We start from the raw sequence: 21,362 nt of genomic DNA on the forward strand, positions 1-21,362 counted from the left end.
CGATATCCACGACGGTCTCGTCAGCCTCGCCTGCGCCATGATCTGCTGGCGCCGCTTGATGAACTGGGCCGATCGGAGATCGTGTTAGGAGCTCTTATGCACCGCATCCCCCTGTTCCCGTCAACTTCCTGCTGGAATGGGAACAGGTGGTTTTCACCTGGACGGTGCAGTCCAGCGATCCTGGCCTGTTGGGCGCGGTAGTGATCGTGACCAATGAGGACGTGGGCCTGGCCACGAGCATCAGCGAAGACGTACAGGTAGAACCCAGCCGGCGGATCGCTGCTGGGTCCGACTGGCTGGACCGCGTTGTCGACACTGCCGAGATCCAAGTCGTAACCAGTGGAGCGGGCCTGCGCAAGGGCCGTACGAGCTATGTGACAGTCACGGTGTTGGCCGACGCGTCCGCTCCGCCACCGGGAATGGCGGCGCAGGCGACGCTGGAGGTCTGCCTGGAGGCCACCGGTGGCGCGTTTGAGCCCCAGAGTTGCGCGGATGACGATGTCACGCTGACCGGACCATTTCGCATCGAACGACACCTCCCGGTGGACGTCAGGTCGACGGACAAAGTGTCGATCGCGGCGAGCGCGACCATAACGGGAAATGTCGACGGGAAGCCGATCGCACGAGACGCCAGATTCGGCGTCCTCACCACAGCGACCGCTCCCAGCGTGACTCTGGGAGACAGGATCCGTGATGCCGGAAGCTTCGCCATGGGATTTGTCGGGGTGATGGGTGGCGCCGCGGGAATGGCCATGCTTCTGGCCGGCACACGGCAGATCCTGGTCCGGGTGCGTCGTCGCGGGAATCCCATAGACAAAGATCAAGAGCCGCCATCGACCGCGTACTTGTAGCGGGCCGCTGAATAGCCGATGAAAGTGCCGGGCCGGCCGTCAGCCGGGATCCGGTACGGAGGATTCGGCGCCCGCCGAGTGGTGCGATCATCCGCCGCAGCGGCTCGGCCGAGAACATCACGGGTCATGAGCCGGCAGCGGTGTCGAGGTCAGCGGCTCCCCGGCGGGTCCGACGCCGGGAGCCGAGCCGGTGACCGAACGCCACAAGCCCGAAACCGACGAGGAAGATCGCACCGGTGACCAGCCCGTAGTCCACCCCGAGGTCTGGCTGCCGGGAGAACGCGCTGTCGTCGCCGGCGGCCCAGGCCCGGGTCAGGGCCGCCCCACCCCCGATCATCGACGCGGTACACGGCGACGACGGCCCCCTGCATGGCGCCGTCGTCCTCGGCCTCGACCACGCCATCTGCGAACCGGCCATCGCCGGCTGGGCCGACGGGCACCGTCCGCGATGAGCGCCGGTTCGGCGCAGGGATCATCAGTCGAGGCCGGTGCGGCCCTCGGCCCAGTACGCCTTGCCCTTGACCTGGCGGGGCTTTCGCTCCCACCCCCGGCTGTCTCGCCGGACAGCGTGCACCGTCGCGGCATCGCCGGTGACAATGAGGGTGTACGGCTTCGGCATGGCATCGTGCCGGGCCAGGCGGAGCAGATCGGTGCGGTCGGTGGACTTCGTGGCCACCGTGACTCGTTCGGTGATTCTCACTTGGGCGAGCACGTCGGTGAGCCCGGCCGGGTCGCGCGCCTCAAAGACATGCGCCACGTCACCGGTGACACTCCGCAGCGCGCAGGCGAGCGCAACGCTGGACTCGTCGCCGATGAAGAGCACCGGACCGGCCCCGCGCAGGTCGATCGAGCGGCGCGGCCCGAAGACCTCACATGTCTGGCCTTCCGTCACCCGCTCGAACCAGTGCGCCGCCGGACCGGTCCCGTGCGTGTACGCGATCAGTTCCGTCACGCCCCGGGCGACATCCCAGCTCGTCGGCGTGTAGGTGCGCAGGCTCATCGAGCCGCGCCGTGGCCGGAACTGCAGTTTCGCTCCAGGCACCCACGTCGCCTTCCGGAACGCCTCGGCCGACAGTTCCAACCGGACGAACTCGGACGAGAGGCGACCGCACCCGGTGACCTGGGCGTCGTTGAGCATCGCGTTGCTGGCAAGGTCGGCCAGGCGTTCAGCGAGTCCGGTCATCGTTGCTGACTCCAGGTTCTGTTTCGAGCGGCCTGACGCGACTTCGACTGGTGCTCTTTGGACACTTCTCGACCCGCTCCACACAGCCACTCAGCGAGTCAGCGTGTCTTGAGTCCGAGCCCTCCGTACTGGGGAATTTCCCGGTCCACATATTCGGTCAGTGCGTCCGGGCGCCACTGGGGCAGTTGCACGACACCTGGCGAAACCAGGTCCAATCCATCAAGAAAACGGGACAGGTCATCGGGCGTGCGCAGCGTGATGGGGGTGGCGTCACTCTCGTTCCAATGGCGTGCCGCGACGTCCATCTCGGGACTGGTGACGCTGCTGGCCACGCCCACGTAACTCCCCACCGACAAGGCATCGCGCAACTGCTCCACGATCGCGTACACACCCTCGTCATCGCGCACGAACTCCAGCACGCCCAGCAGGGTGACCGCGACCGGCCGGCGGAAGTCCAGAATCTCCCGCGCCGGCGCCAGAATGGCCTCCGGCTCGCGAAGATCAGCGTCGATGTACTGAGTCAGCCCCTCCGAGGTGCCGACCAACAGCGCCCGGGCGTGAGCCAGCACCAGCGGATCGTTGTCCACATACACGACACGGCAATCGGGGGATACGGCCTGAGCGACCTCATGCGTGTTGGCCGCCATCGGGATCCCGGTTCCGATATCCAGGAACTGCCTGATGCCCGCCTCGTCGGCCAGAAACTTGACGACCCTGCCCAGGAACTGCCGCTCGGCCCGCATCACCACGGGCAGAACGGGGGAAATCTTGGCGATCTGGTCGGCAACCTCTCGATCCGCGGCGAAATTGTCCTTGCCTCCCAGCCAGTAGTCCTCAACGCGAGCAGGGTGCGGAATACCCGAATCAAACCTTGCCGTCGAACCCGGAATCGAACCGTCAGTCTCCTCGGTCACCAGACCACCTCTCGTCAAGTTCCGCCGACAACGCCCGCCAGCGCTCTGCGAACCTATCCTCACGCGGCAGCGTGCGGACTTCACCATCGGCCCAACGATCTTGTGCACTGTAGAGCGGAGCCCTCCCACGCTCCCCCTCAGCCCGGCGGCGTCGCGCGGCGGCGTCGCGGTGGCTCGGGTTTGACCGGTGTCACCATGCGCTCCAGCAGACCCGTCAGTTCCGCGGCCAGATCGGCGGGGCGGACATCCGACCGGTGGAAGGCGTCCTGGATCCGGCCGAAGAATCCGTGGGCGAAGAAGCTCGCGACGGTGTCGGCGTCGCGGATGGCCAGATCGCCGTCGTCGATTCCCTGCTGGATCAGCCCGCGCAGCGCGTCGCTGACGATGGCCAGGTGCCGGTTCCCGGTCGTACCGGTGTCGTGGAACAGCGCCCAGACCAGCGCCGCGTTGGCGTTGGCGTCCTCCAGCAGCTCGTGGATGAACCGGTCCAGCCGGCGCATCGTCCCTGATGAGGCGGCCGTCTCGGTGAGCGCCCGCCGCACGCTGCGGTCCAGATAGCGTCGGCGCAGGGCATCGAGCACGTCGGACTTGGCCGCGTAGTAGTGGTACAGCGTGCCCTTGCTCAGGCCGGCAGCCTCCGCGACGAGGTCCATGTTGAGATCGCCCGCGCCGTCGGCGAGCAGATGCTCGGCCGTGTCGAGGATCTGCTCCGGCCGTTGCGCCGGGCGTCGCGGGGCACGTTGCCTGGCTGCCATGGCACGAGTCTAGGGCAACTCTTGACTATTGACTTCGAGTCGATAACTATCGACTCGGAGTCGATAACGAAGGAGGACGCATGTCGGATCAACTGGTGATCACCCGGATCGTCAACTCCAGCGTGCTGATCGAGGTCGACGGGCTCACCGTGCTCACCGATCCGTGGTTCACCGAGCGCTGGCACGTCCATCGCGCCGAGCCGCTCGGGCTGACGCCCGAGGAGCTTCCGAATCTGGACGTCATCCTGGGCAGCAATCCATTCGTGAACCATTGGGACGTGCGCGGCCTGCGGCGGATCCGCAGCAAACGCGCCACGGTGGTAACGCCTCACCGCCGGATGGACCGGATCGCTCGTTCCGCCGGCTTCCGGAGCACCATCCGGCTCCGTAACGACCAGTCGGCCACGGTCGGCCCGCTGACGATCGACGCGTTCCCCGGTGGCGGATTCGGACCGGCCACCAGTGTGTTCGTGCTCACCACCCCGACGGCTCGGATCATGTTCGGCGGCGAGGCCTGCGACGTGGCCCAGGTCCGTCGATGGGCCGCGGCAAACGGCCCGGTCGACCTGGCGCTGCTTCCGGTGAACGGGCTGACCGCGTTCGGCCGGCGGCTGGTGATGTCGGCCGCAGAGGCCGTGGAAGCCGCCGAGGCCGCCGGCGCCCACACGCTCGTGGCCATCCACGACGCGCATTTCGACGATCCGGTGTGGCGGTTCATCCGGCGTCGCAGCACCGCCCGAGACTGCCTGCCGACACGCGACCGGATCGCGCCCCAACTGGCGGTGCTGGACCTGCCGACCGGCCACCGCGCGCCGATCGCCGTCGCGGCCTGACCGCCGGGGCCGCCGGGTGCCCACCATGCCCGCGCCGCCGGCCGCCCGCGCCGAGCCGGCGGTCCCGGCAGGTCTGCGTCAGGCGATGCGGTCGAATCGCAGTTCCACGCCGGCGGTGTCCTGGATCCGCCCGGCAAGGGCATCGACGTCGTCGATCCGGGTGGAGATCGACACGGTGACCCTGAGTTCGCCTGGGTGGTGCCCGTCGGACATGACGAACTCGCCGTTCAACTCGAGGCCGACGCCACAGTAGTAGCCGTCCGGGTGGTCCAACCAGGCACAGCTCCAGTACGCCTCGACCTGGTCGTCCGCGGCGAGAGCCACGATCTCGTCGACCAGCGGCTCCGCGACGACTGCCGCCGGGCCGTCCAACGGCTCGTGGTCGAACTCGATCTCCAACTCGGTCGATGCGGCGAGCGGAGTGTGGGCGAGCGCGTCGAGGATCCGGTCGTAGTGCTCGAGGACCCTCTCGGCGCTGACGACCGTCGGCTCCTTCGAGGCGGTGCCGGCCGCGATGATCGCCGCGACCAGCCGATCGGGGTCATCGGTGGTGAACTCCGCGAAGCCGGCCGCGGTGGCCAGCAACGGACGGGCCCGCTCGACGGCGTCCAGCCTGCTCGTGCGCCACCGCAGACCAAGCGACACGAAGGTCCCACAGGAGGCGAGGACATGCCGGGCGGTGGCGAGAGCACTCTGGGCATCTGGCCACTCCTGATCGACGACCAGGTAGACATGCGATCCGCCACTCACCGGACCCATGATCGCACGTCGCCGGAACGCCAGTCAGGCGCTCGACGTCTGGGTGGTGCATGCGGATGATCCCTGTCGGCGTGGAAGCGCCGAGCACCGTCGCCCGGCGCGGGTAGCGCCGGACCCGAGTTCGAGCGGTACCCGGTCCGCTGGGCGTCACCCTCTTCGACACGCCCGACTCCCGTTCCTTCGCCTCGATGGTCTTCGACATCGGCCGGAACCGTTACGACCGGCTGGCCGCCGGCTTCGGCCCGCCGGCGCCGTCGATCGTGCGCGGCAAGGTGACCACGAACCTGCCGGTGGACATGGGCAAGGAGTACATCGTGAGCAATTTTCAGCGGCGACGGCCGCAGCGCCGCGGGCTACAGCGTCTGGAGCGACGGCGACCGGGTCGGCAACGAGCCGGTCGCCTGGCACTGCCGTTGATCGACCTATGTGGATGGCCGGCGTCGGCGCAGGCAGAGCAGTTTGCCGCCCGAGTCGACGCCGACCAGCTCCCATCCGCGGTCCTCCAGCACCTCCGCGGCGGACAGCAGCACGTCCACCCGCGGCAGGTCCTCGGGGTGGATCTTGGTGTCCGCGAAATAGGACGAGAAGGCGATCACCAGATAGATGGTCCGGAACGGGTACTGATCGAGCGAGACCCGGCCGGAAAGAATGTCATCGGCCTCGAAGACGCGAGGCGGGCGCGGTTGCATCGCTCCACGGTAGAGAATGCGTCCATGGATGTGGAATCGCTGCTCCGGCGGGCCGAGCAGCTCATCGCCGTGGAGTCCGTCGCGGACCGGCCGGCCGCCCTGCACGAGGCGCTGGACACCACGCTCGCGCATGTCGCATCGGGCCGCACCGTCGAGCGGTTCGAATCCGGATCAAAACCCAGTGCCCTGGTGTACGCGGGGCAGCGGCGTCACTTCCGCACGATCCTGAACGGTCACCTCGATGTGGTGCCCGGCGCTCCGGAGCAGTTCCGCCCCCGGCGCGAGGGCGACCGCCTCTACGGCCGCGGCGCGCACGACATGAAGGTGGCCGCGCTCGTGCTGGCCACGGTGTTCGACGAGCTCGCCGAGGACCTCCCGATCGCCCTGCAGCTGGTCACCGACGAGGAGGTCGGCGGGCTCAACGGCACGGCACACCAGATCACCCAGGGGGTCGGCGCGGACTTCGTGGTGATCGGTGAGCAGAGCGCGCTCAAGGTGGTCACCGAATCGCGCGGGCTGCTGCACGTCCGGGTGTCGGCGGGCGGGCACACCGCGCACGCCGCGTACCCGTGGCTTGGGGAAAATGCTCTTGTCGCGCTGATGGCGGGCGTCTCGGCGGTGCTGGATCGTTATCCGGTGCCGCCCGCGGAGCAGTGGACGACGACCGTGAACGTGGCCCGGATCGATACGCCCAACACCGCCTTCAACCAGGTGCCGGACGCGGCGACCGCGTGGCTCGACATCCGTTATCCGCCCGGCGACCCAGACCTGGACGGGCGGTCGCCGGCGGAGCTGTCGGCGTATCTCGGAGCGCTGACCGGCCTCCCGGTCACGGTCGTGGCCGTGTCGCCGCCGCACCACGTCGATCCCGGCACGCCCGACGTCGCTCTGCTGCAGGAGTCCGCGCGCGGGGTGGGTTACTCGGGGGAGTTGCTGCGCAAGCACGGCGCCGGGGACGGGCGGCACTACGCGGCGGCCGGCATCGACGCGGTGGCCTTCGGCCCGGCCGGGGACGGGCAGCACAGCGCGGTCGAGTGGGTGGACGTGCGCTCGGTCGAGCCCTATCACGATGCGCTGGTCGCCTTCTTGCAGAACCAGCGCAGCCGTTAAAACCAGCTGGGCCTCTAGAACCAGCTGGGGTGACCCTCGCGGGCGTCGCCCTTGGTGAGTGCCACCTCGCCGGTGCCGTCGATCCGGGCGAGATGCAGCGTCGGGCGGTTGAGCTCGCCGCGCACGAAGGCGAACCACTTGCCGTCCGGCGACCAGGCCGGGTCCATGTCGCGCAGCGGATCGCCGATCACCCGGTGTGGCTTGGAGCCGTCCATGCCGACGAGCCAGATGTCCGACATGCCCTTGCCGGTCTCGACCGTGTAGAGCACCGACTTGCCGTCCGGCGACGGCGCCGGGTCGTTGATCGGGCCGTTCTCCGATCCGGCGATGAAGCGGCCCGGCTCCTCCGGGTCGGCCACGTCGAGCTCGTAGATCTGCCGGTTGCCGTTCTTCTTGGCCCAGTAGGTGATGTGCTTGCCGTCCGCGGTCCAGGTCGGGTCGTCCTTGTCGGCCGCGGACCTGGTCAGCTGGGTGAGCTTGGACGTGGCGAGTTCCAGGGTGAAGATCTGCTTGACGCCGTCGACGTCCTTGACCACCGCGAGCCGCTTGTCGTCCATCGACCAGGTCGCCCGGCCGCCGGTCACGCCCTCGGCCACCTTGGTCAGGCCGGTGCCGTCGACGTTGAGCACATAGGTGCTGTTCGCGTTGTCCGCGTTGCGGTTCATCGCGATGCGCTTGCGGTCGTGCGACCACTTCGGCGACCAGTCGCCGCCGTCGCTGGTGATCTGCCGCCGCTCGTCGCTGCCCGGGGTGAGGATGAAGACGTTGGAGCGGCGCTCGGGCGGCTCGTCACCGCCGGTGTCGATGCGCATCAGCAGCTGATCAGTCGGGAAGGGCGGCTTCACGGCCGCCGGGGTGCTGGCCGCGGCGCCGGGCTCGACCGGGTCCTGGCCACCGCCCTCGCGGGTCAGGGCATAGGCGGTGGCGCCGCCGGCCAGCAGGATCACCGCGACGGCGGCCGCGGCGAGGACCACCGGCGTGCGGCTGCGTCCGGACGTTTCGACCGTCTGCACCGGCACGACACCGAGGTCGGCCGGCGCGGGATCGGTGCTCGGCCGGACCGAGGCGCTGCCGGCGGCGAAGCTCGGCGTCGGCTTCGGCGCGGGAGACGGTGCCGGTGTTGGGGCCGGTGCGGGTGCTGGGGCCGGTGCGGGGGCGGGTGCAGGGGTCGGCGCGGGTGTGGGTGTGGGGGCCGGGGCGGCGCGACGGGTGGCCGGGCCCGCCGTGGCCGCGCCGAGCGCGATGCTGTGCTCCGGCAGCGGGTCGGCCACCACCGGCCGGTCGAACTCGGTCGACAGCAGCTGCCCGATCACCGGGATCCGCGACGAGCCGCCGGCCAGCAGGATCGCGTTGAGGGCCGCCGGTTCGACACCGGCCGAGCGCAACGCCCGCCGCATCGCCGCGACCGTGTCCATCAGCGACGGCCGGATCATGTTCTCGAGCTCGGAACGGGTCAGCCGCACCCGGGTGTGCAGGCCGGGCAGCGCCACCGAGATCAGCACCTCGGTGTCGAAGGACAGCGCCTCCTTGGCCTCCACGCAGTTGCGGCGCAGCTGCCACACCGCCGTCACCACGTCCGGGTTCTCCAGCTCCAGCGTGCCGGTGGCGTCGCCGAGCACGCCGAGGACGTGCCCGAGCACCGCCTCGTCGAAGTCCACCCCGCCGAGCTGCTCGATGCCCTCGGGCTTGCCGAGCAGCACGAAGTCGTCGCCGTCGCGCCGCAGCACCGCCGCGTCGAAGGTGCCGCCGCCCAGGTCGAACACCGCGACGGTCTCGCCGTGCCCGATCCGGCGGGCCGTCGCGTGCTGCCGGGCCGCGGCCTCGGGCTCGCTGATCAGCCGCACCGGCCCGGCGTCGGCCAGCTTGATCGCGTGGTCGAACATCTCCTGCTTGTACGGGCCCCAGTTCGCCGGATAGGTCAGCGTCAGCGTCTGCGGGGGACCGTCCTGCAGCCCGGCCACCGTGTCCAGGACGTGCCGCAGCACCTTCGACGTCAGCGCGTGCGCGGAGAACGGCGCCCCGCCGAGCAGGATCGGCACCGGGTCGCCGATGCGGCGCTTGAACTCGCGCGCGAGCCGGGCCGGGTCCGCCTGCCCGCGCCGCTCGGCGGCCTCGCCGATCAGCAGGTCGCCCTCGGGCGTCGCATAGACCAGCGACGGAATCTCCGGGCGGCGTCCGCCGAGCCGGGCCACCTCGACGCGGCCGTCCGCACGGATGGCCGCTGTGGTGCGGGTGGTCCCGAGATCAATACCCAAGCCGTACGGCGTCGCCACGTTCCTACCTCGCTAACAGTGCCGGAGCCGGTCTCGGGCCAGCGCGCGGAGGGTAGCGCAACGGCGACCACCCGATCCAGGGCATTCGCTGCCCGCGACCCTTGCGGGCCCGCAACTCTGGATGATCGTCACGCCGGCGCCGGCGGGTCGTTCTGGTGCCGCGGGCGGTAGTCGCCGGGCGGCTCGGCCCACGGGTCGGCCATCGGGATGCTCGCCGAGTGCGGCTCGGGCGGCGGCGGTGGCGGCAGGGTGGGCGGGGGCGGCGTCGCGTAGCCCGGGTGCGGCGTCGCGTAGCCCGGGTGCGGCGTCGCGTAGCCCGGGTGCGGCACGGGGACGTAGGTGAAGGACCGGCTGTGGAAGAAGCGGTTGGACGGCGGCACCGCCAGCAGGATCAGCGCCGCCAGGGTGGCCAGCACGATCAGCAGGTCCACGACGCCGATGCTGATCCCGTACGCCGCGGGCAGCATCCGGGCGAGCGCGCCGTCACCGGCCGACCGGGCCGGCCCGTGGATCCCGCCGGTCGCCGTCAGCAGGCCGCCGCAGAACAGATAGAGCCCGCCGAGCACGAGCGTCGTCACGCGAGCGTTGTTGCTGCCCTGGCCGTTGAGGATGGCCAGGATGGTCACTCCCGCGGCGACCAGGATGCCGAACGTGGCCCCGACCAGGCTCCCGAAGCCGGAGCCGACCTCGCCGGTGAAGGCGTCCTTGTAGACGCTCAGCTCGGTGTTGACGAACACCAGGTCGATCGCCGCCTCGAGCAGATTCAGCCCGGCGACACCGAACAGCAGTGCGGACGAAAGCCGCATAGTGAGCGGCCGAGCCATCGGCATCGGGGCTGCTGGATGCATGGCAGCCAAGCTAGCTCTTGTCTGCCAATCTCCGCACAGCGGATCCGGGCGGTTCGGCGTCTGCACAGTGGATGGTTTTCCACGGGGAGGTCCGATGCAATTCGAGGATTTCGCGGCCGCACGGCTGCCCGCGTTGCTGCGGTACGCGATGCTGCTCAGCGGGGACCGCGAACAGGCCCGTGACCTGGTGCAGGAGGTGCTCACCCGAGCCCTGGTCAAGTGGGGCCGGATCGCCCGCGCCGACGAGCCGTACGCGTACGTCCGCCGGATGCTGACCAACGAATATCTGTCCTGGCGCCGCCGCCGCAAGGTGCGGACCGTGCCCCTCGCCGAGGGCGTGGACCCGCCCGCGGCCGAGCCGCCCGGGCATGACGGCGCGCTCTGGCAGATGTTGAGCGGACTGCCCCGCCAGCAGCGCGTGGTGCTGGTGCTCCGCTACTACGAGGGGCTGACCGACAACGAGATCGCCGAGGTGCTGGGCTGCCAGGCGAGCACGGTCCGCGGGTACGCGAGCCGAGCCCTGGCCACCCTGCGCATCGAGATCGGCACGACCGCATCAGAGGAGGCTCTGCCGTGACCACCACCGTCGAGGACCTGCGCGCCGAACTGGAACTGCACGCCGGAGGGGCGCCGGACGGCGCCGGCCTGGTGGACGCGGCGGTGGCCGGGGCGATCCGGGTGCATCGGCGTCGCCGGGTGGCCGTGACCGTCGCCGCCGCGGTGGCCGTCGCCGCCGTCGCGGTGGGGCTGCCGATCGTGCGCGACCTCGAGTCCGCGCCGCCGGTCGACGTGCCGCCCCGCACCCCGTCGGTGCTGACCACCGACCTCGCCCCGGGCTCCGGCTTCGTCGTCACCGGCCGCCTCGGCACCACCGGCCGCCAGGAACTGACCGTCGCGGAGGAACATCCGGCCGAGCAGTATCCGCCGACCTGGAAGATCCAGATCTACGACCAGGGCTGGTTCGACCCCGGCACCCTGTCCGCGGGCTGGCCGGTGCGCGTCGGTGACCGCGACGGCCTCCTCGTGCCGGCGCTCGACAAACGGGTGGCCGACGACTTCTACCCCTCCGGGCTGCCGCCGGTCTATCCGTCCGCGACGCCGTCCCAGCCGCGGTCTCTGCCGTCGGGTTCATACCTCAGCGCCGGGCCCATCCCATCGCTGGTCTGGGAACGTGCGCCGGACCAATGGGTGACCATCTCGGGCGGTTCGATCGATCCGGCGCAGACGATCGCCCTCGGCGCCGCACTGCGCGCCGCGGCGCCGGCCCCGATCGAGGGGCCGTTGCAGCTCAGCTGGCTGCCGGCCGGCCTGGCGGTGACCTACGCCGAGTCGTTCACCACCGGCTTCCCCTACCAGGAGATGCTGCTCACCGACGCGGACGTCAAGCCGGCGTGGCTGGCGTCCCAGCGCCCGGATCCGGGACCGTCCGTGCAGGGCCCGGCGCAGGAGATCCGGGTCTCGGTGGACCGGCACGGCGACGCGAGCGAGTACGAGCTGAAGCCGCTGGGCAAGCCCACCGACACCGTCCTCGGCTTCCCGGCCTGGTATTCCGCCGGGACGGTCCCGGGCATGACCTATTCGGAGGCGGAGGCCCTGTTCATCCTCAAGACGGACACCTGCGTGGTCCGGCTGCACGCCGGCGACCGCTCGCTGGTCACCCGGGCGGACTTCATCCGCATGCTGACCACGGCGCGGATCGGCGACTGCGCCACGGGGGAGGGCTGGGGTCCGATGGTCCGTTAACGGCGGTTCTCGTACCAGTCCAGGTCGAGTCCGTCCGCGAGGAGAGTGGCGAGCCGCCGGCTCGCCGCTTCCTCGTCGAGGGTCTCCTGCTCGTATCCCTGAGCGCAGCTGCCGTCGTTGCACACGATGGTGCTCTGGAACAGGTAGTCGCCGTCCGGCCGCCGCCGCACGGTGACGAAGTGGTCGAACAACTGGTAGACGGACGGGTCCCGCTGCTGGTCGGTCAGCTTGACCGGCTCGTCCCGGGCGAGCGTCTCGAGGATCCGGGCGAGGTCAGCCACGTCGTCTCCTCCGCCGGAAGCTCTCCGTATACCAGTTGATCAGCGGAACGCCGAGGAAGACGTAGGCGACGATCAGCAGCACGACGCTCCAGGGCGACAGGTAGAGCAGCCACCACCAGGTGCTCGACCCGGTGGCGCGGGCCGCCCAGCCGAGGCCGACCGGCACCACCAGCAGGGTGCCGAGCGCGGCGATCCGGTGCGACCACTCGGACGCGTCGAAGTGGTCGACCCCGATGCCACCCTGCGGGTCGGCGGCCACCAGCAGGAGCCGGCCGGCGAACCACAGCGCACCGGCCACCCACAGCACGGTCAGGCCGATCAGCCACCATTCCATAGTGGAATCCTAGGCGGCCGACCCGCGGCGATCATGTCGGATAGGCGTCCCGCCGGCCTCAGGTCAGGTGGAGCTCGGCGGCGGCCGTGCAAGCGTCCACCGGCGAACCGCCCGCGTCGGCCTCGGCCTTCGCGGCGGCGCGACCGAGGAACTGCCGCACCAGCTGCGCCTCGCTGTCGTCCAGCGCGGCGAGGACGTTCCGCTCCACGTGGGTGATCCGCTCACCCAGCTTGGCGACGGTGCGCGTGCCCTTTGCCGTCAGCACGATCATGCGCGCCCGGCGGTCCGCCGGATCGGGCTTGCGCTGAACGAGTCCGCCACGCTCGAGGTCGTCGATCAGGTAGGTCATGATCGTGCGATCGATGGCCAGGGTCTCGGCCAGCGCGGCCTGGCTGCGACAGGTGCCGTTGGCGGCCAGCGCCAGCACCTGGTAGCCCCGCGGCCCGCCGGGCACCTCGGAGACGGCCTCGCCGGCGAGCAGAAGGTATCTGCGCAGCACCGTGGTCAGCGCCCACCCCAGGTCTTGCGGGGTGGCGTTCTCCGGCTCGGACATGCGGCAACTCTACAACGCGACCTTGCCGGGCGACGGATGTCACATTCCCGACCGGTCTTCTCGCAATATAGTCTTACGAGCAGACGATCTCGTCAGACGACGATATTGCGAACAGAGGAGTAGCCTCCATGAGCACTGTGTTCCGGCTGGACTCGAGCATCCGCGGCGAGGGGTCCGTGACCCGCGCGGTCGCCTCCACTCTCGAAGCGGCACTGGTCGAGGATCTGCACGGTGCGGACGTCATCCGCCGGGAGATCGGCCTCACGCCGCTCGACTCGGCCGCCTGGGGCCGGAGCGCCTTCGCCGCCTATGTGCCGGAGGATCAGCGGTCCCCCGAGCAGGTCGCCGCGATCGGGCTGGCGACCACGCTGGCCGACGAACTGGTGGCCGCCGATGCCTATGTCTTCGCGGTGCCGTTCTACAACTTCGGCGTCTCGCAGCACGTCAAGGCCTGGGTCGACCTGCTGATGACCGAGCCCCGGTTCGCCCCGGGCACCCGGACCATCGCCGACCGCCCGGCGTTCCTGGTGATCGCCCGCGGCGGCGGTTACGGGCCGGGCACCCCGCGCGAGGGCTGGGACCACGCGACCGCCTGGCTGACCCGCGTCTTCGCCGACATCTGGGGCCTGGATCTGCAGATCATCGAGAGCGAGCTGACCCTCGCCGAGGTCACTCCGGCGATGGCCGACCTGCGCGAGCTCGCCGCGAAGAACCTGGAGGAGGCGCACAACGAGGCCCACAAGCACGGCAAGCGCCTCGCCGTCGTCCTCGGTCAGGCCGCCTGAGCCTCCGCCGGTCCCGGGCAAGAAACATACCGAGCGGTATGTACAAACCGCTCGGTATGTTTTATGGTTGCCGGGTGAGACAGATCAGCGAGCAACGGGTGCCGGCGACGGCGAAGGGTGAGGCGACGCGGGCGCATCTGCTGCGCACGGCCGCCCGGATCTTCGCCGAGCGTGGTTACACGGCCGCCACCCAGGCCGAGCTGATCGCCGCGTCCGGCCTGACCAAGGGCGCGTTTTATTTCTACTTTCCGAGCAAGGCCGCCCTGGCCCTGGCCGTCCTGCGGGACCAGAAGGGCAAGTGGCTCAGCGAGGTGGGGGAGCGGGTCGCCGCCGTGCCGACCGCGGCCGGGCAGCTCCGCGAGTTCGTGCCGGCCATGCTCGACCTGCACGAGCGTGACCCGGCGGCCCGCAGCATCAGCCGGCTCACCCGTGAGCTGGCCGCCGACCCCACGATGGCGGCCGAGGTCTCCCAGATCCCGGCCGAGTGGGTCACCCTGATCGCCGCCGTGATCCGGCGTGGCCAGGCGGCCGGCGACATCCGCGCCGGCCTGCACCCCGAGCGGGTCGCGTCGGTGCTGGTGGGCGCCTTCGACGGCATCAAGGACCTGACCGACCTGCTCGATCCCGGGGACCGGCGGGAGGCCGCCTTCGCCGAGCGCATGCACGCGTTCCTGGAGATCGTGGAGCTCGCGCTGGTCGCGCCCGCCTGACCCGGCGACTTTCCCTCGTCTCTGCTCCGGCAGAGGTCTGCACGCAAAACATACCGACCGCCCGGTTTTCTCAGGAGGAATCATGAACTTCACCGGACAGACCGCCCTCATCACCGGCGCCTCGAGCGGCATCGGCGTCGCCTATGCGAAGAAGCTCGCCGCCGACGGCGCCGACCTGGTGCTCGTCGCCCGGGGCGAAGAAGCCATGCAGCGGCTGGCCACCGAACTGCGCGCCGCCCACGGCCGCCGCGTCGAGGTCGTCCCGGCGGACCTCGGCGCGCCCGGCGCGGCCGACCGGCTGGCCGACCAGGTCGCCGCGCTCGGCGTCGAGATCGACGTGCTGATCAACAACGCCGGCTTCGGGCTGCACGGCGACTTCGCCGAGGCCGACGCGGGCCGGCTCACCGCGATGATCCAGCTCAACTGCGTGGCCCTGGTCGACCTGACCCGGCGGTTCCTGCCCGGCATGACGGCCCGCCGACGCGGCACGGTGATCAACGTGGCCAGCACCGCGGCCTTCCAGCCGCTGCCGCACATGGCGGTCTACGCCGCGACCAAGGCGTTCGTGCTGTCCTTCAGCGAGGCCCTTTATGCGGAGGTCAGACCGGCCGGGGTGAAGGTGCTGGCGATCTGCCCGGGCGCGACCGAGACGCCGTTCTTCAGCATCGCCGGCGAGGACGCGTCGATCGGCCGCCGCCGCACCCCGGAACAGGTGGTCGCGACCACCATGGCCGGCCTCGACCGGGGCCGCCCGAGCCGGATCGACGGCCTCGCCAACGCCCTGCTGGCGGCGACGCCGCGACTGGCGCCGCGGCGCATGGTGGTGGCCCTGGCGGGCCGGCAGATGGCCGGCGGCGGGGCGTGAGACCGATCGCCTAGGGCTATCGGAAGGACAGCTCGCACTCCCCGGCGTACGGGTCGGGGAGCGCGAGTTCGATCCGCAGGGACAGGGTCTCGATCGGGTGCGCGATGGTCCACACGAAGCCGTCGTCGCCCGCCTCGGCGCCCGCGGCGATGCGCAACCTGATCGGGGTCTCCAGGCCCGCGCTGCCGTGCGGCGGCACGTGCACCGTCGTGGCCTGCACGCCGGTGTCGAGCGCGGGCTGGCGCACCTCGACCGGGTCGCCGCCGGCGGTGGCGTGCACCGAGAACTGCAGAAACGGCTCCTCGACCGGCACGCCGACCGGCTCCGGGCCGTCGTTGACCAGGTCGAAGTGCAGCGCGAAGAGGTCGTCGCCGAGCGCCGTGAGGACGGCCCGGGCGGTCATGCCTTCCGCATCTTCCAGGTCGTGCCGTCCTCCTGGAGGATGCGCGTGACGACGTAGTTGCCGAGCGGCACGCCGGGCTTCGCCTCATAGGTCTGCGGCAGCGCGACCTCGATCGCCTTGGGCGTGGCCAGATTCGCCACCAGCTTGGACAGGTCGGGGCCGCCGCTGTGCCGGTCCGCGATGGAGTCGTTCGCGTCGACCGTGAACGTGCCGTTGCTGCCCGCGTAGTCCCGCAGGAAGTGCCGGGAGACCTGGTCCTTGGTGGTCAGCCCGTGCCGCGTGCGGTAGGGCTCGGCGATGTCGGCCGGCTCGATGTTGGCCAGCGTCCAGTTGGCGAACTTCTCCAGGATCGTCTGGTGCTGGTAGTGCGGCGGGATCTGCGGGATCAGCGGCGGCCCGATGTCGTACCGGTAACTGCTCGGCAGCGGCCGCTCCTCACCGCCCTCGCGCTGCGTGATCGTGGTCGGGTAGTTGACCTTGCGGCCGAAGTTCCACGTCTCCGTGCGCACCACAGAGTTGTCGGCGATCTTGCGCACCCGCAGCACGACCTGCATCGTGCCGGTGCCGTCCCAGAGCAGCGGAAGGAAGAAGTCGACGTTGCCGGACGACAGCCCGGGGATGGTCTTCGAGTCCGGGCCGGCGGCCGTGTTGAAGGCGCCGCCGGTGGTGGAGAACTCGAGCTGGTAGTCGCCGGGCGAGGGGTCGGTGAACGTGCCCTCCATGATGATGCGCTCGCCCGGGGCGGCCAGCGGCGCCCGGTCGAACGGCCCGATGTATTTCTTCACCGGCGCGTCGGCCACCGCCTGCGACTCGGTGCCGGGCACGGCGGGTGCCGGGGCGGCGACCTCGGTTTCGGGAGCGTCCGCGACATGCCGGGCATAGAACGCCGAAAGCGCCCGGTTGCCGGCGGCGTGCAGGCCGGGCATCGGCGCCCGCGACCCGGCCGGCTGGTCCGGCTCGCGCTCACGCAGCGGCGTCGTCTGGCTCCGGGCCCGCATCACGCCATCGTATGCCCGGGCGGACACTCGATCACTGTCGGAAACCTGCTCGGGCGGAAACCTGCTCGGGCGAATGCATATCGGGCGAAGCGCTCGCCGATCAAGCGGTGAGTCTCGGTGTCCGGGTGCAGCGCGTCGGGCAGCGGGTGTTCGGCGGCGTCCTTCTCGCCGTAGAGCAGCGTGCCGTCCAGGTAGTGCAGGTTCGGATCGTCCGACCGGCGCTCGGCGAGCGACGCCAGGGCGTCGCGGATGACCCGCAGCGTGAGGCGCCCGTGCAGCTGGTCGCCGGTCGGGCCGGTGGCGATGAACGACATCCGGCCGCTGCCGACGCTCGCCGGGTCGATGGCGCCCGGCCCGGCGGTATCCTCGTGGATGCCGCAGAACGGGGGAGAGACCAGCACGAGCGGGGTGTCCGGATGCCCGTCCCGGATGGTGTCGAGGAACCCGTGCACGGCCGGCACGAAGGCCCGCACGTGCATCGCGTCGAGGTTCACCACGTTGATGCCGAGCTTCACGCTGATCAGGTCGGCCGGGGTGTCCCGGATGACGCGGGCCATGAAAGGGTCGACCATCGCGCTGCCACCGAAGCCGAGGTTGTGCAGCTCGACACCGCCGAGCCGGGCCGCGACGGCCGGCCAGGTCCGGGCCGGGGTGCTCGCGTTCGAGCCCTGGCTGATCGAGCTGCCGTGGTGCACCCAGCGGCGGCGGCCCGGCTCGGCCGGCCGGACCGGCTCGTCCGTGCGCAGCTCGGCCAGTTCGATCGACTCGTTGTGCGGCAACCAGATCTCGACGCTCTTGTCCACTGCGGACAGCCCGGTGAACGTGATCGGCCGGGCACTGCCGGGCTGGAGCTCGTGCGCGCCGGTGGCGAGATCGATCTCGATCAGGTCGCCGCCGCCGAGCTCACGGCTCGCGACGAGCTCGCCGTCGACGATCAGGTCGATGCTGCCGCGCGGGCGGGGCACGCCGCGGAAGGCGACCCGGGTCGGATGCGCGACGAGCTCGATGGTGCGGGCCGCGGTCGTCATCGCCAGCCGGGCGCCGGAGGGCTGCGCCTCCACCATCAACAGCTGCGGATCGGGGAACCGGGCGCGCACCGACGCCGGCAGGCGGTGCGGACGCAGCCCGCGGGCGGTCTCCTCGAGCTCGGCGACGCCGCGCAGCAGGGTGGTGGTGATGGGTGTGCTGATCATTTCCGCACCGGCCAGGATCGCAGGAGAGCGTCCAGGGCGTCGAGGATCCGCTGCCAGGACACTTCGGGTGAGGGTTCGCTGTGGTCGAAGCCGCCGGTGCGCTCGAGCGCCAGGAAGCCGTTGATGGTGCTGCCGAGCAGCCGCACCGCGTGCACGTGCTCGTCCGCCGGCACCGGGTAGGCCCGGAGCACCGCGCCGGTCAGGGCCACGACGTCGCGGGCGGCCGGCGAGCGCACCACCGCGTCGCCCGCGCGCCGCTGCAAGGACTGCCAGCGGCCGGGGTGCGCTCGCGCGTACTCCCGGTAGGTGTTGGCGTAACCGCTCAGCGCGAGCCGGCCGCCGTGGCCCGCGATCGCCGCGGAGATGCCGCCGGCGAGCTCCGCGAGCGCCAGGGCGGCGATCCCGTCGAACAGCGCCTCGCGATCGCGGACGTGCGAATAGAGGCTGGGGGTCTGCACGCCGAGCCGCCGCGCGACCGCGGACAGCGTGACCGCCTCGAAGCCGGCCTCGTCCGCGAGCGCCGCGGCATCGGCGATGACCGAGGCCGAGGTGAGAGCCATACCGCAAGCCTACACCTCTTAGGGCAAAGCCTAAACCCTTTAGGTACGCGCCGCGGCGCCGGCCGGAAGCGCCGCGGCGAGCGTGACCAGACCGACCCCGACCAGCGCCAGGTACGGCCAGAGGTAGCCGCCGGTCGCGTCGTGCAGCAGCCCGACCGCGACCGGCCCGATCGACGCCAGCAGGTAGCCCACGAAGAACGCCATGCCCGCCGCCCGCGAGGTGTCCGCCGGGTTCGGCGCGACCTGGCCCACCACGGTCAGCGCCAGAGCGAAGCTCCCGCCCACACCGAGGCCGAGCAGCGTCACCCACACCGCGGGCGCGGCCAGTGGCGCCAGCGCGATCATCGCGAGGGCGGCCATCGTCGCCAGCAGCGCGGCGCCGATCACCGGTCGCGGATCGCGCCGGACGAGCGTCGGCAGCCCGAGCGCGGTGATCAGCTGGGCGGCGCTGAACAGGGCCAGCAGACCGCCGGCCGACCGAGCCGACCAGTGCAGCTCGATGTAGCGCGCGGCCAGCCAGGCCAGCGCCGCGTAGTAGAGCAGCGACTGGCCACCCATGTAGATCGTGGCCAGCCACGCGGACCGGCTGCGCCACGGCGACCAGGAGCCGTCCGACGCCGCGGCGGCCGCCAGCGGTGCGCCGGGACGCGCCGCCCACCAGGCCACCAGCGCCACGACGGCGGGCAGCGTCCAGAACGCGAGCGCGCCGCGCCATCCGCCGGGCAGCGCCCCGCGCAGCGGCTCGGTCGTGCCCGCGCTGATCAGGGCGCCGGTGATCAGCGCCGCCGTGTAGACGCCGGTGATCGGACCCACCCGGCCGGGGAACCGGGCCCGCACCAGGGCCGGCAGCAGCGCACCGCCGATCGCGACCCCGACGCCGGCCACCACCGTGCCGGTGAACATCAGCGTGGCGCCGGCGATCGGGCGGGCCGCGGTCGCCACCGCGATCAGCGCCAGCGCCACGGCCACCGCGCGACCGGCGCCCCACCGGGCCGCGAGCCAGGCGGCCACCGGGGCGCACGCGCCCATGCACACCACCGGGGCCGCGGTCAGCGCGCCGGCCGCCGCGCCCGACAGCCCATATGCGGAGCGCACGTCGTCGACGATCGGCGGCACCGACGCGATGACCGGCCGCAGCGTGAGCGCCACCAGCACCACCGCGACCACCCAGCCCACGGCTGCCCGGAACGTCACGATCGCCGAGTCTTCCCGTGTCGGGCGGTGGCTGCAAACTCAGTAGGCGACCGCGACGTCGAGCACCCAGGTGACGCCGAACCGGTCGGTGAGCATGCCGTAGAGCGGCGCTGCCGGCCGAGCAGGTCCGGCGGGCGATGCTCGGCCAGGGGCTGCCCGCCGACGTGCCGGAGCGGCTGCTCGGCTCGCCGGCCGACTGCGCGGTGCGGCCGGGACCGACCTCGGACGCCGTCGAGCGGATCCTCGGCCGGCCGGCCCGCGGGTTCGCGGACTGGGCGCGGGACCACGCGCCGGCCTTCCGCCGAAACGCCTGATGTCGCCGGTCAGCAGCCGATCCGGAAGTTCCCGGCCGCGATGTCGTCGTACCAGAGGGTGTCGGCGCCCTCGCCGTAGCTCTCCCAGCCCAGCTTGAGGTCGGTCAGGTCCGGCCGGTAGGTGCGGTTGAGCCACTGGGAGTCGATGTCGTGGGTGGGCACGCCGTCCTGCAGCAGACCCGGCACGGAGGTGCCGTTGAGCCAGGTCTCCATCGTCCCGTCGGCGCCGTTCACCTTGAACTCGACACAGTTCCAGGTGTTCACCGGCAGCGGGCGGGAGAGCGCGACGCCGGTCGGGCTCTGCTCGGGCAGGGTGGCGTCGTCGGACGCGCGATTCCATTGCAGCGCCCCGTTCTGGCCGCCGAAGCGCAGATCGCGGTCGCCGTCCGCGGCGTCCCGCAGGGCCACCGTGGTGATGTGCGCGGCGGGCAGCGCGGTGGTGTGCCGCACCCAGTAGCGCACGAACACCTGATCGCCGGTCAGGCCGAGGATGCCGGTGCTGCGGACGAACACGTGGTTGCAGTAACCCGCGGCGCCGTCCACCCGCAGGGACGTGGCGCCGCCGTGCCCGGTGCTCTTGTCGATGACCGCCGCGCCGGCGCCCTGGCAGTCCGGAAAGGTGACAGCCCAGCGGCCACCGGGCGGGCCGGCCGCCTGGTCCTCGAAGCCGTCGCAGATCGCCCACACGGGACAGTCGCCGGACGGCGGCGGTGGCGGCTCGGACGACGACGGGGGAGGGCTCGACGGCGGCGTCTCCCCGCTGCAGGAGACGCCGTTCAGGGTGAAGTCGGCGGGCTTCGCGTTGCCGCCGGAGTAGGTCGCCTGGAAGCCGAAGGACGCGGATCCGCCGGTGGCCAGCGAGCCGTTCCAGCCCACGTCGGCCGCCGTGACGGCCGGGCCGGACTGGCTGATCCGGGCGTTCCAGCCGGTGGTGATGCGCTGGTCGCCGGCGAAGTTCCAGCCGAGCGTCCAGGTGGTGACGGCCGGGCCGGTGTTGGTGAGCTTGACGTCGGTGGTGAAACCGGTGGACCACTGGTTGACCGTGTAGTCAACGGTGCACGCGGTCGCCGCCTGCGCGGTCGTGGCGTGCAGCCCGACCAGCGCGACGGCGGACACGGCGGTGGCCGCCACGGCGGCCAGAGCGGCACGGACTCGCATGTCTCACCCCTCGCCAGCACGCATGGGAGCGCTCCCATGCATTGATGACGGTACAT

At 71.2% G+C, this 21,362-nt stretch carries 26 protein-coding genes; 9 read left to right on the forward strand and 17 right to left on the reverse strand.

Annotated features, from left to right (window positions below; genetic code table 11):
* Positions 1 to 146 precede the first annotated feature (146 nt).
* Complete coding sequence (locus ACZ6TI_RS32225; RefSeq protein WP_465348957.1) at positions 147 to 851, forward strand: hypothetical protein; 705 nt, start codon at positions 147 to 149, stop codon at positions 849 to 851.
* Positions 852 to 975: 124 nt separating this feature from the next.
* Here ACZ6TI_RS32225 and ACZ6TI_RS32230 read toward each other — a convergent pair whose 3' ends face one another.
* The 4 genes from ACZ6TI_RS32230 to ACZ6TI_RS32245 all read right to left on the reverse strand — a co-directional run bounded on the left by ACZ6TI_RS32230 (position 976) and on the right by ACZ6TI_RS32245 (position 3,703).
* Positions 976 to 1,188 (reverse strand): hypothetical protein, encoded by a 213-nt coding sequence (locus ACZ6TI_RS32230; RefSeq protein WP_465348958.1) that lies wholly within the window; start codon positions 1,186 to 1,188, stop codon positions 976 to 978.
* A 138-nt stretch (positions 1,189 to 1,326) separates the two neighbouring features.
* Positions 1,327 to 2,034, reverse strand: a complete 708-nt coding sequence (locus ACZ6TI_RS32235) for a siderophore-interacting protein (protein WP_465348959.1) — start codon at positions 2,032 to 2,034, stop codon at positions 1,327 to 1,329.
* Between the two features lie 98 nt (positions 2,035 to 2,132).
* On the reverse strand, positions 2,133 to 2,948 hold the full coding sequence (locus tag ACZ6TI_RS32240) for an SAM-dependent methyltransferase (protein WP_465348960.1): 816 nt from the start codon (positions 2,946 to 2,948) through the stop codon (positions 2,133 to 2,135).
* A gap of 137 nt (positions 2,949 to 3,085) precedes the next feature.
* A complete protein-coding gene (locus ACZ6TI_RS32245) occupies positions 3,086 to 3,703 on the reverse strand; it encodes a TetR/AcrR family transcriptional regulator (protein WP_465348961.1) in 618 nt (205 codons plus the stop codon).
* 80 nt (positions 3,704 to 3,783) lie between these two features.
* Between ACZ6TI_RS32245 and ACZ6TI_RS32250 the strand changes: the two genes are divergently transcribed.
* Entirely contained in the window at positions 3,784 to 4,536 is a 753-nt protein-coding gene (locus ACZ6TI_RS32250) for an MBL fold metallo-hydrolase (protein ID WP_465348962.1), read from the forward strand.
* A 78-nt stretch (positions 4,537 to 4,614) separates the two neighbouring features.
* On the opposite strand, the gene ACZ6TI_RS32255 is transcribed toward ACZ6TI_RS32250, so the two are convergent.
* Both ACZ6TI_RS32255 and ACZ6TI_RS32260 read right to left on the reverse strand, forming a co-directional pair.
* Positions 4,615 to 5,286, reverse strand: a complete 672-nt coding sequence (locus ACZ6TI_RS32255) for a hypothetical protein (RefSeq protein WP_465348963.1) — start codon at positions 5,284 to 5,286, stop codon at positions 4,615 to 4,617.
* A gap of 431 nt (positions 5,287 to 5,717) precedes the next feature.
* Positions 5,718 to 5,984, reverse strand: a complete 267-nt coding sequence (locus ACZ6TI_RS32260; protein ID WP_465348964.1) for a hypothetical protein — start codon at positions 5,982 to 5,984, stop codon at positions 5,718 to 5,720.
* Positions 5,985 to 6,008: 24 nt separating this feature from the next.
* On the opposite strand from ACZ6TI_RS32260, the gene ACZ6TI_RS32265 reads away from it, so the two are divergent.
* A complete protein-coding gene (locus ACZ6TI_RS32265) occupies positions 6,009 to 7,094 on the forward strand; it encodes a M20 family metallopeptidase (protein WP_465348965.1) in 1,086 nt (361 codons plus the stop codon).
* Positions 7,095 to 7,108: 14 nt separating this feature from the next.
* Here the strand turns inward: ACZ6TI_RS32265 and ACZ6TI_RS32270 are convergent, their stop codons facing one another.
* Together ACZ6TI_RS32270 and ACZ6TI_RS32275 are read right to left on the reverse strand one after the other, a co-directional pair.
* Positions 7,109 to 9,367 carry an Hsp70 family protein gene (locus ACZ6TI_RS32270; RefSeq protein WP_465348966.1) on the reverse strand — a complete coding sequence of 753 codons (2,259 nt, stop codon included), beginning with the start codon at positions 9,365 to 9,367 and terminating at the stop codon, positions 7,109 to 7,111.
* Positions 9,368 to 9,495: 128 nt separating this feature from the next.
* The gene (locus ACZ6TI_RS32275; RefSeq protein ID WP_465348967.1) at positions 9,496 to 10,215 is read right to left on the reverse strand and encodes a hypothetical protein; all 720 of its coding nucleotides are present in this window, start codon (positions 10,213 to 10,215) and stop codon (positions 9,496 to 9,498) included.
* Positions 10,216 to 10,309: 94 nt separating this feature from the next.
* On the opposite strand from ACZ6TI_RS32275, the gene ACZ6TI_RS32280 reads away from it, so the two are divergent.
* Positions 10,310 to 10,792, forward strand: coding sequence for a SigE family RNA polymerase sigma factor (locus ACZ6TI_RS32280; protein ID WP_465348968.1), 483 nt, complete (start codon positions 10,310 to 10,312; stop codon positions 10,790 to 10,792).
* Positions 10,789 to 11,958 (forward strand): hypothetical protein, encoded by a 1,170-nt coding sequence (locus ACZ6TI_RS32285; RefSeq protein WP_465348969.1) that lies wholly within the window; start codon positions 10,789 to 10,791, stop codon positions 11,956 to 11,958. Before ACZ6TI_RS32280 ends, ACZ6TI_RS32285 begins: the two co-directional genes overlap by 4 nt.
* On the opposite strand, the gene ACZ6TI_RS32290 is transcribed toward ACZ6TI_RS32285, so the two are convergent.
* From ACZ6TI_RS32290 to ACZ6TI_RS32300, 3 genes are read right to left on the reverse strand one after another with little or no spacing between them, the layout of a single operon-like run.
* Positions 11,955 to 12,239: a hypothetical protein gene (locus tag ACZ6TI_RS32290; RefSeq protein WP_465348970.1), complete on the reverse strand. Its 285-nt coding sequence runs from the start codon at positions 12,237 to 12,239 to the stop codon at positions 11,955 to 11,957. The genes ACZ6TI_RS32285 and ACZ6TI_RS32290 overlap by 4 nt on opposite strands.
* Positions 12,232 to 12,573, reverse strand: coding sequence for a hypothetical protein (locus ACZ6TI_RS32295; protein WP_465348971.1), 342 nt, complete (start codon positions 12,571 to 12,573; stop codon positions 12,232 to 12,234). The genes ACZ6TI_RS32290 and ACZ6TI_RS32295 overlap by 8 nt, the downstream gene beginning before the upstream one ends.
* Before the next feature lie 58 nt (positions 12,574 to 12,631).
* On the reverse strand, positions 12,632 to 13,126 hold the full coding sequence (locus ACZ6TI_RS32300) for a MarR family winged helix-turn-helix transcriptional regulator (protein ID WP_465348972.1): 495 nt from the start codon (positions 13,124 to 13,126) through the stop codon (positions 12,632 to 12,634).
* A 128-nt stretch (positions 13,127 to 13,254) separates the two neighbouring features.
* Between ACZ6TI_RS32300 and ACZ6TI_RS32305 the strand changes: the two genes are divergently transcribed.
* From ACZ6TI_RS32305 to ACZ6TI_RS32315, 3 genes are all read left to right on the forward strand, one after another.
* Entirely contained in the window at positions 13,255 to 13,911 is a 657-nt protein-coding gene (locus ACZ6TI_RS32305; RefSeq protein ID WP_465348973.1) for an FMN-dependent NADH-azoreductase, read from the forward strand.
* Positions 13,912 to 13,985: 74 nt separating this feature from the next.
* The gene (locus ACZ6TI_RS32310; protein WP_465348974.1) at positions 13,986 to 14,621 is read left to right on the forward strand and encodes a TetR family transcriptional regulator; all 636 of its coding nucleotides are present in this window, start codon (positions 13,986 to 13,988) and stop codon (positions 14,619 to 14,621) included.
* An 82-nt stretch (positions 14,622 to 14,703) separates the two neighbouring features.
* Positions 14,704 to 15,486, forward strand: coding sequence for an SDR family NAD(P)-dependent oxidoreductase (locus tag ACZ6TI_RS32315; protein ID WP_465348975.1), 783 nt, complete (start codon positions 14,704 to 14,706; stop codon positions 15,484 to 15,486).
* Between the two features lie 16 nt (positions 15,487 to 15,502).
* Here ACZ6TI_RS32315 and ACZ6TI_RS32320 read toward each other — a convergent pair whose 3' ends face one another.
* The 5 genes from ACZ6TI_RS32320 to ACZ6TI_RS32340 are packed head-to-tail and all read right to left on the reverse strand — an operon-like array spanning position 15,503 to position 19,834.
* Entirely contained in the window at positions 15,503 to 15,889 is a 387-nt protein-coding gene (locus ACZ6TI_RS32320) for a hypothetical protein (RefSeq protein WP_465348976.1), read from the reverse strand.
* Positions 15,886 to 16,887 carry a hypothetical protein gene (locus tag ACZ6TI_RS32325; protein WP_465348977.1) on the reverse strand — a complete coding sequence of 334 codons (1,002 nt, stop codon included), beginning with the start codon at positions 16,885 to 16,887 and terminating at the stop codon, positions 15,886 to 15,888. The genes ACZ6TI_RS32320 and ACZ6TI_RS32325 overlap by 4 nt, the downstream gene beginning before the upstream one ends.
* On the reverse strand, positions 16,887 to 18,080 hold the full coding sequence (locus ACZ6TI_RS32330) for a GDSL-type esterase/lipase family protein (protein WP_465348978.1): 1,194 nt from the start codon (positions 18,078 to 18,080) through the stop codon (positions 16,887 to 16,889). The genes ACZ6TI_RS32325 and ACZ6TI_RS32330 overlap by 1 nt, the downstream gene beginning before the upstream one ends.
* A complete protein-coding gene (locus ACZ6TI_RS32335) occupies positions 18,077 to 18,640 on the reverse strand; it encodes a TetR/AcrR family transcriptional regulator (protein WP_465348979.1) in 564 nt (187 codons plus the stop codon). The genes ACZ6TI_RS32330 and ACZ6TI_RS32335 overlap by 4 nt, the downstream gene beginning before the upstream one ends.
* Before the next feature lie 39 nt (positions 18,641 to 18,679).
* Positions 18,680 to 19,834 (reverse strand): MFS transporter, encoded by a 1,155-nt coding sequence (locus tag ACZ6TI_RS32340; protein ID WP_465348980.1) that lies wholly within the window; start codon positions 19,832 to 19,834, stop codon positions 18,680 to 18,682.
* A 137-nt stretch (positions 19,835 to 19,971) separates the two neighbouring features.
* Here ACZ6TI_RS32340 and ACZ6TI_RS32345 point away from each other — a divergent pair, with 137 nt between their 5' ends.
* Positions 19,972 to 20,148 carry a hypothetical protein gene (locus ACZ6TI_RS32345; protein ID WP_465348981.1) on the forward strand — a complete coding sequence of 59 codons (177 nt, stop codon included), beginning with the start codon at positions 19,972 to 19,974 and terminating at the stop codon, positions 20,146 to 20,148.
* Positions 20,149 to 20,157: 9 nt separating this feature from the next.
* On the opposite strand, the gene ACZ6TI_RS32350 is transcribed toward ACZ6TI_RS32345, so the two are convergent.
* Positions 20,158 to 21,306, reverse strand: coding sequence for a cellulose-binding domain-containing protein (locus tag ACZ6TI_RS32350; protein WP_465348982.1), 1,149 nt, complete (start codon positions 21,304 to 21,306; stop codon positions 20,158 to 20,160).
* Positions 21,307 to 21,362: the final 56 nt, after the last annotated feature.

Source organism: Actinoplanes sp. NPDC051388 (assembly GCF_055586225.1).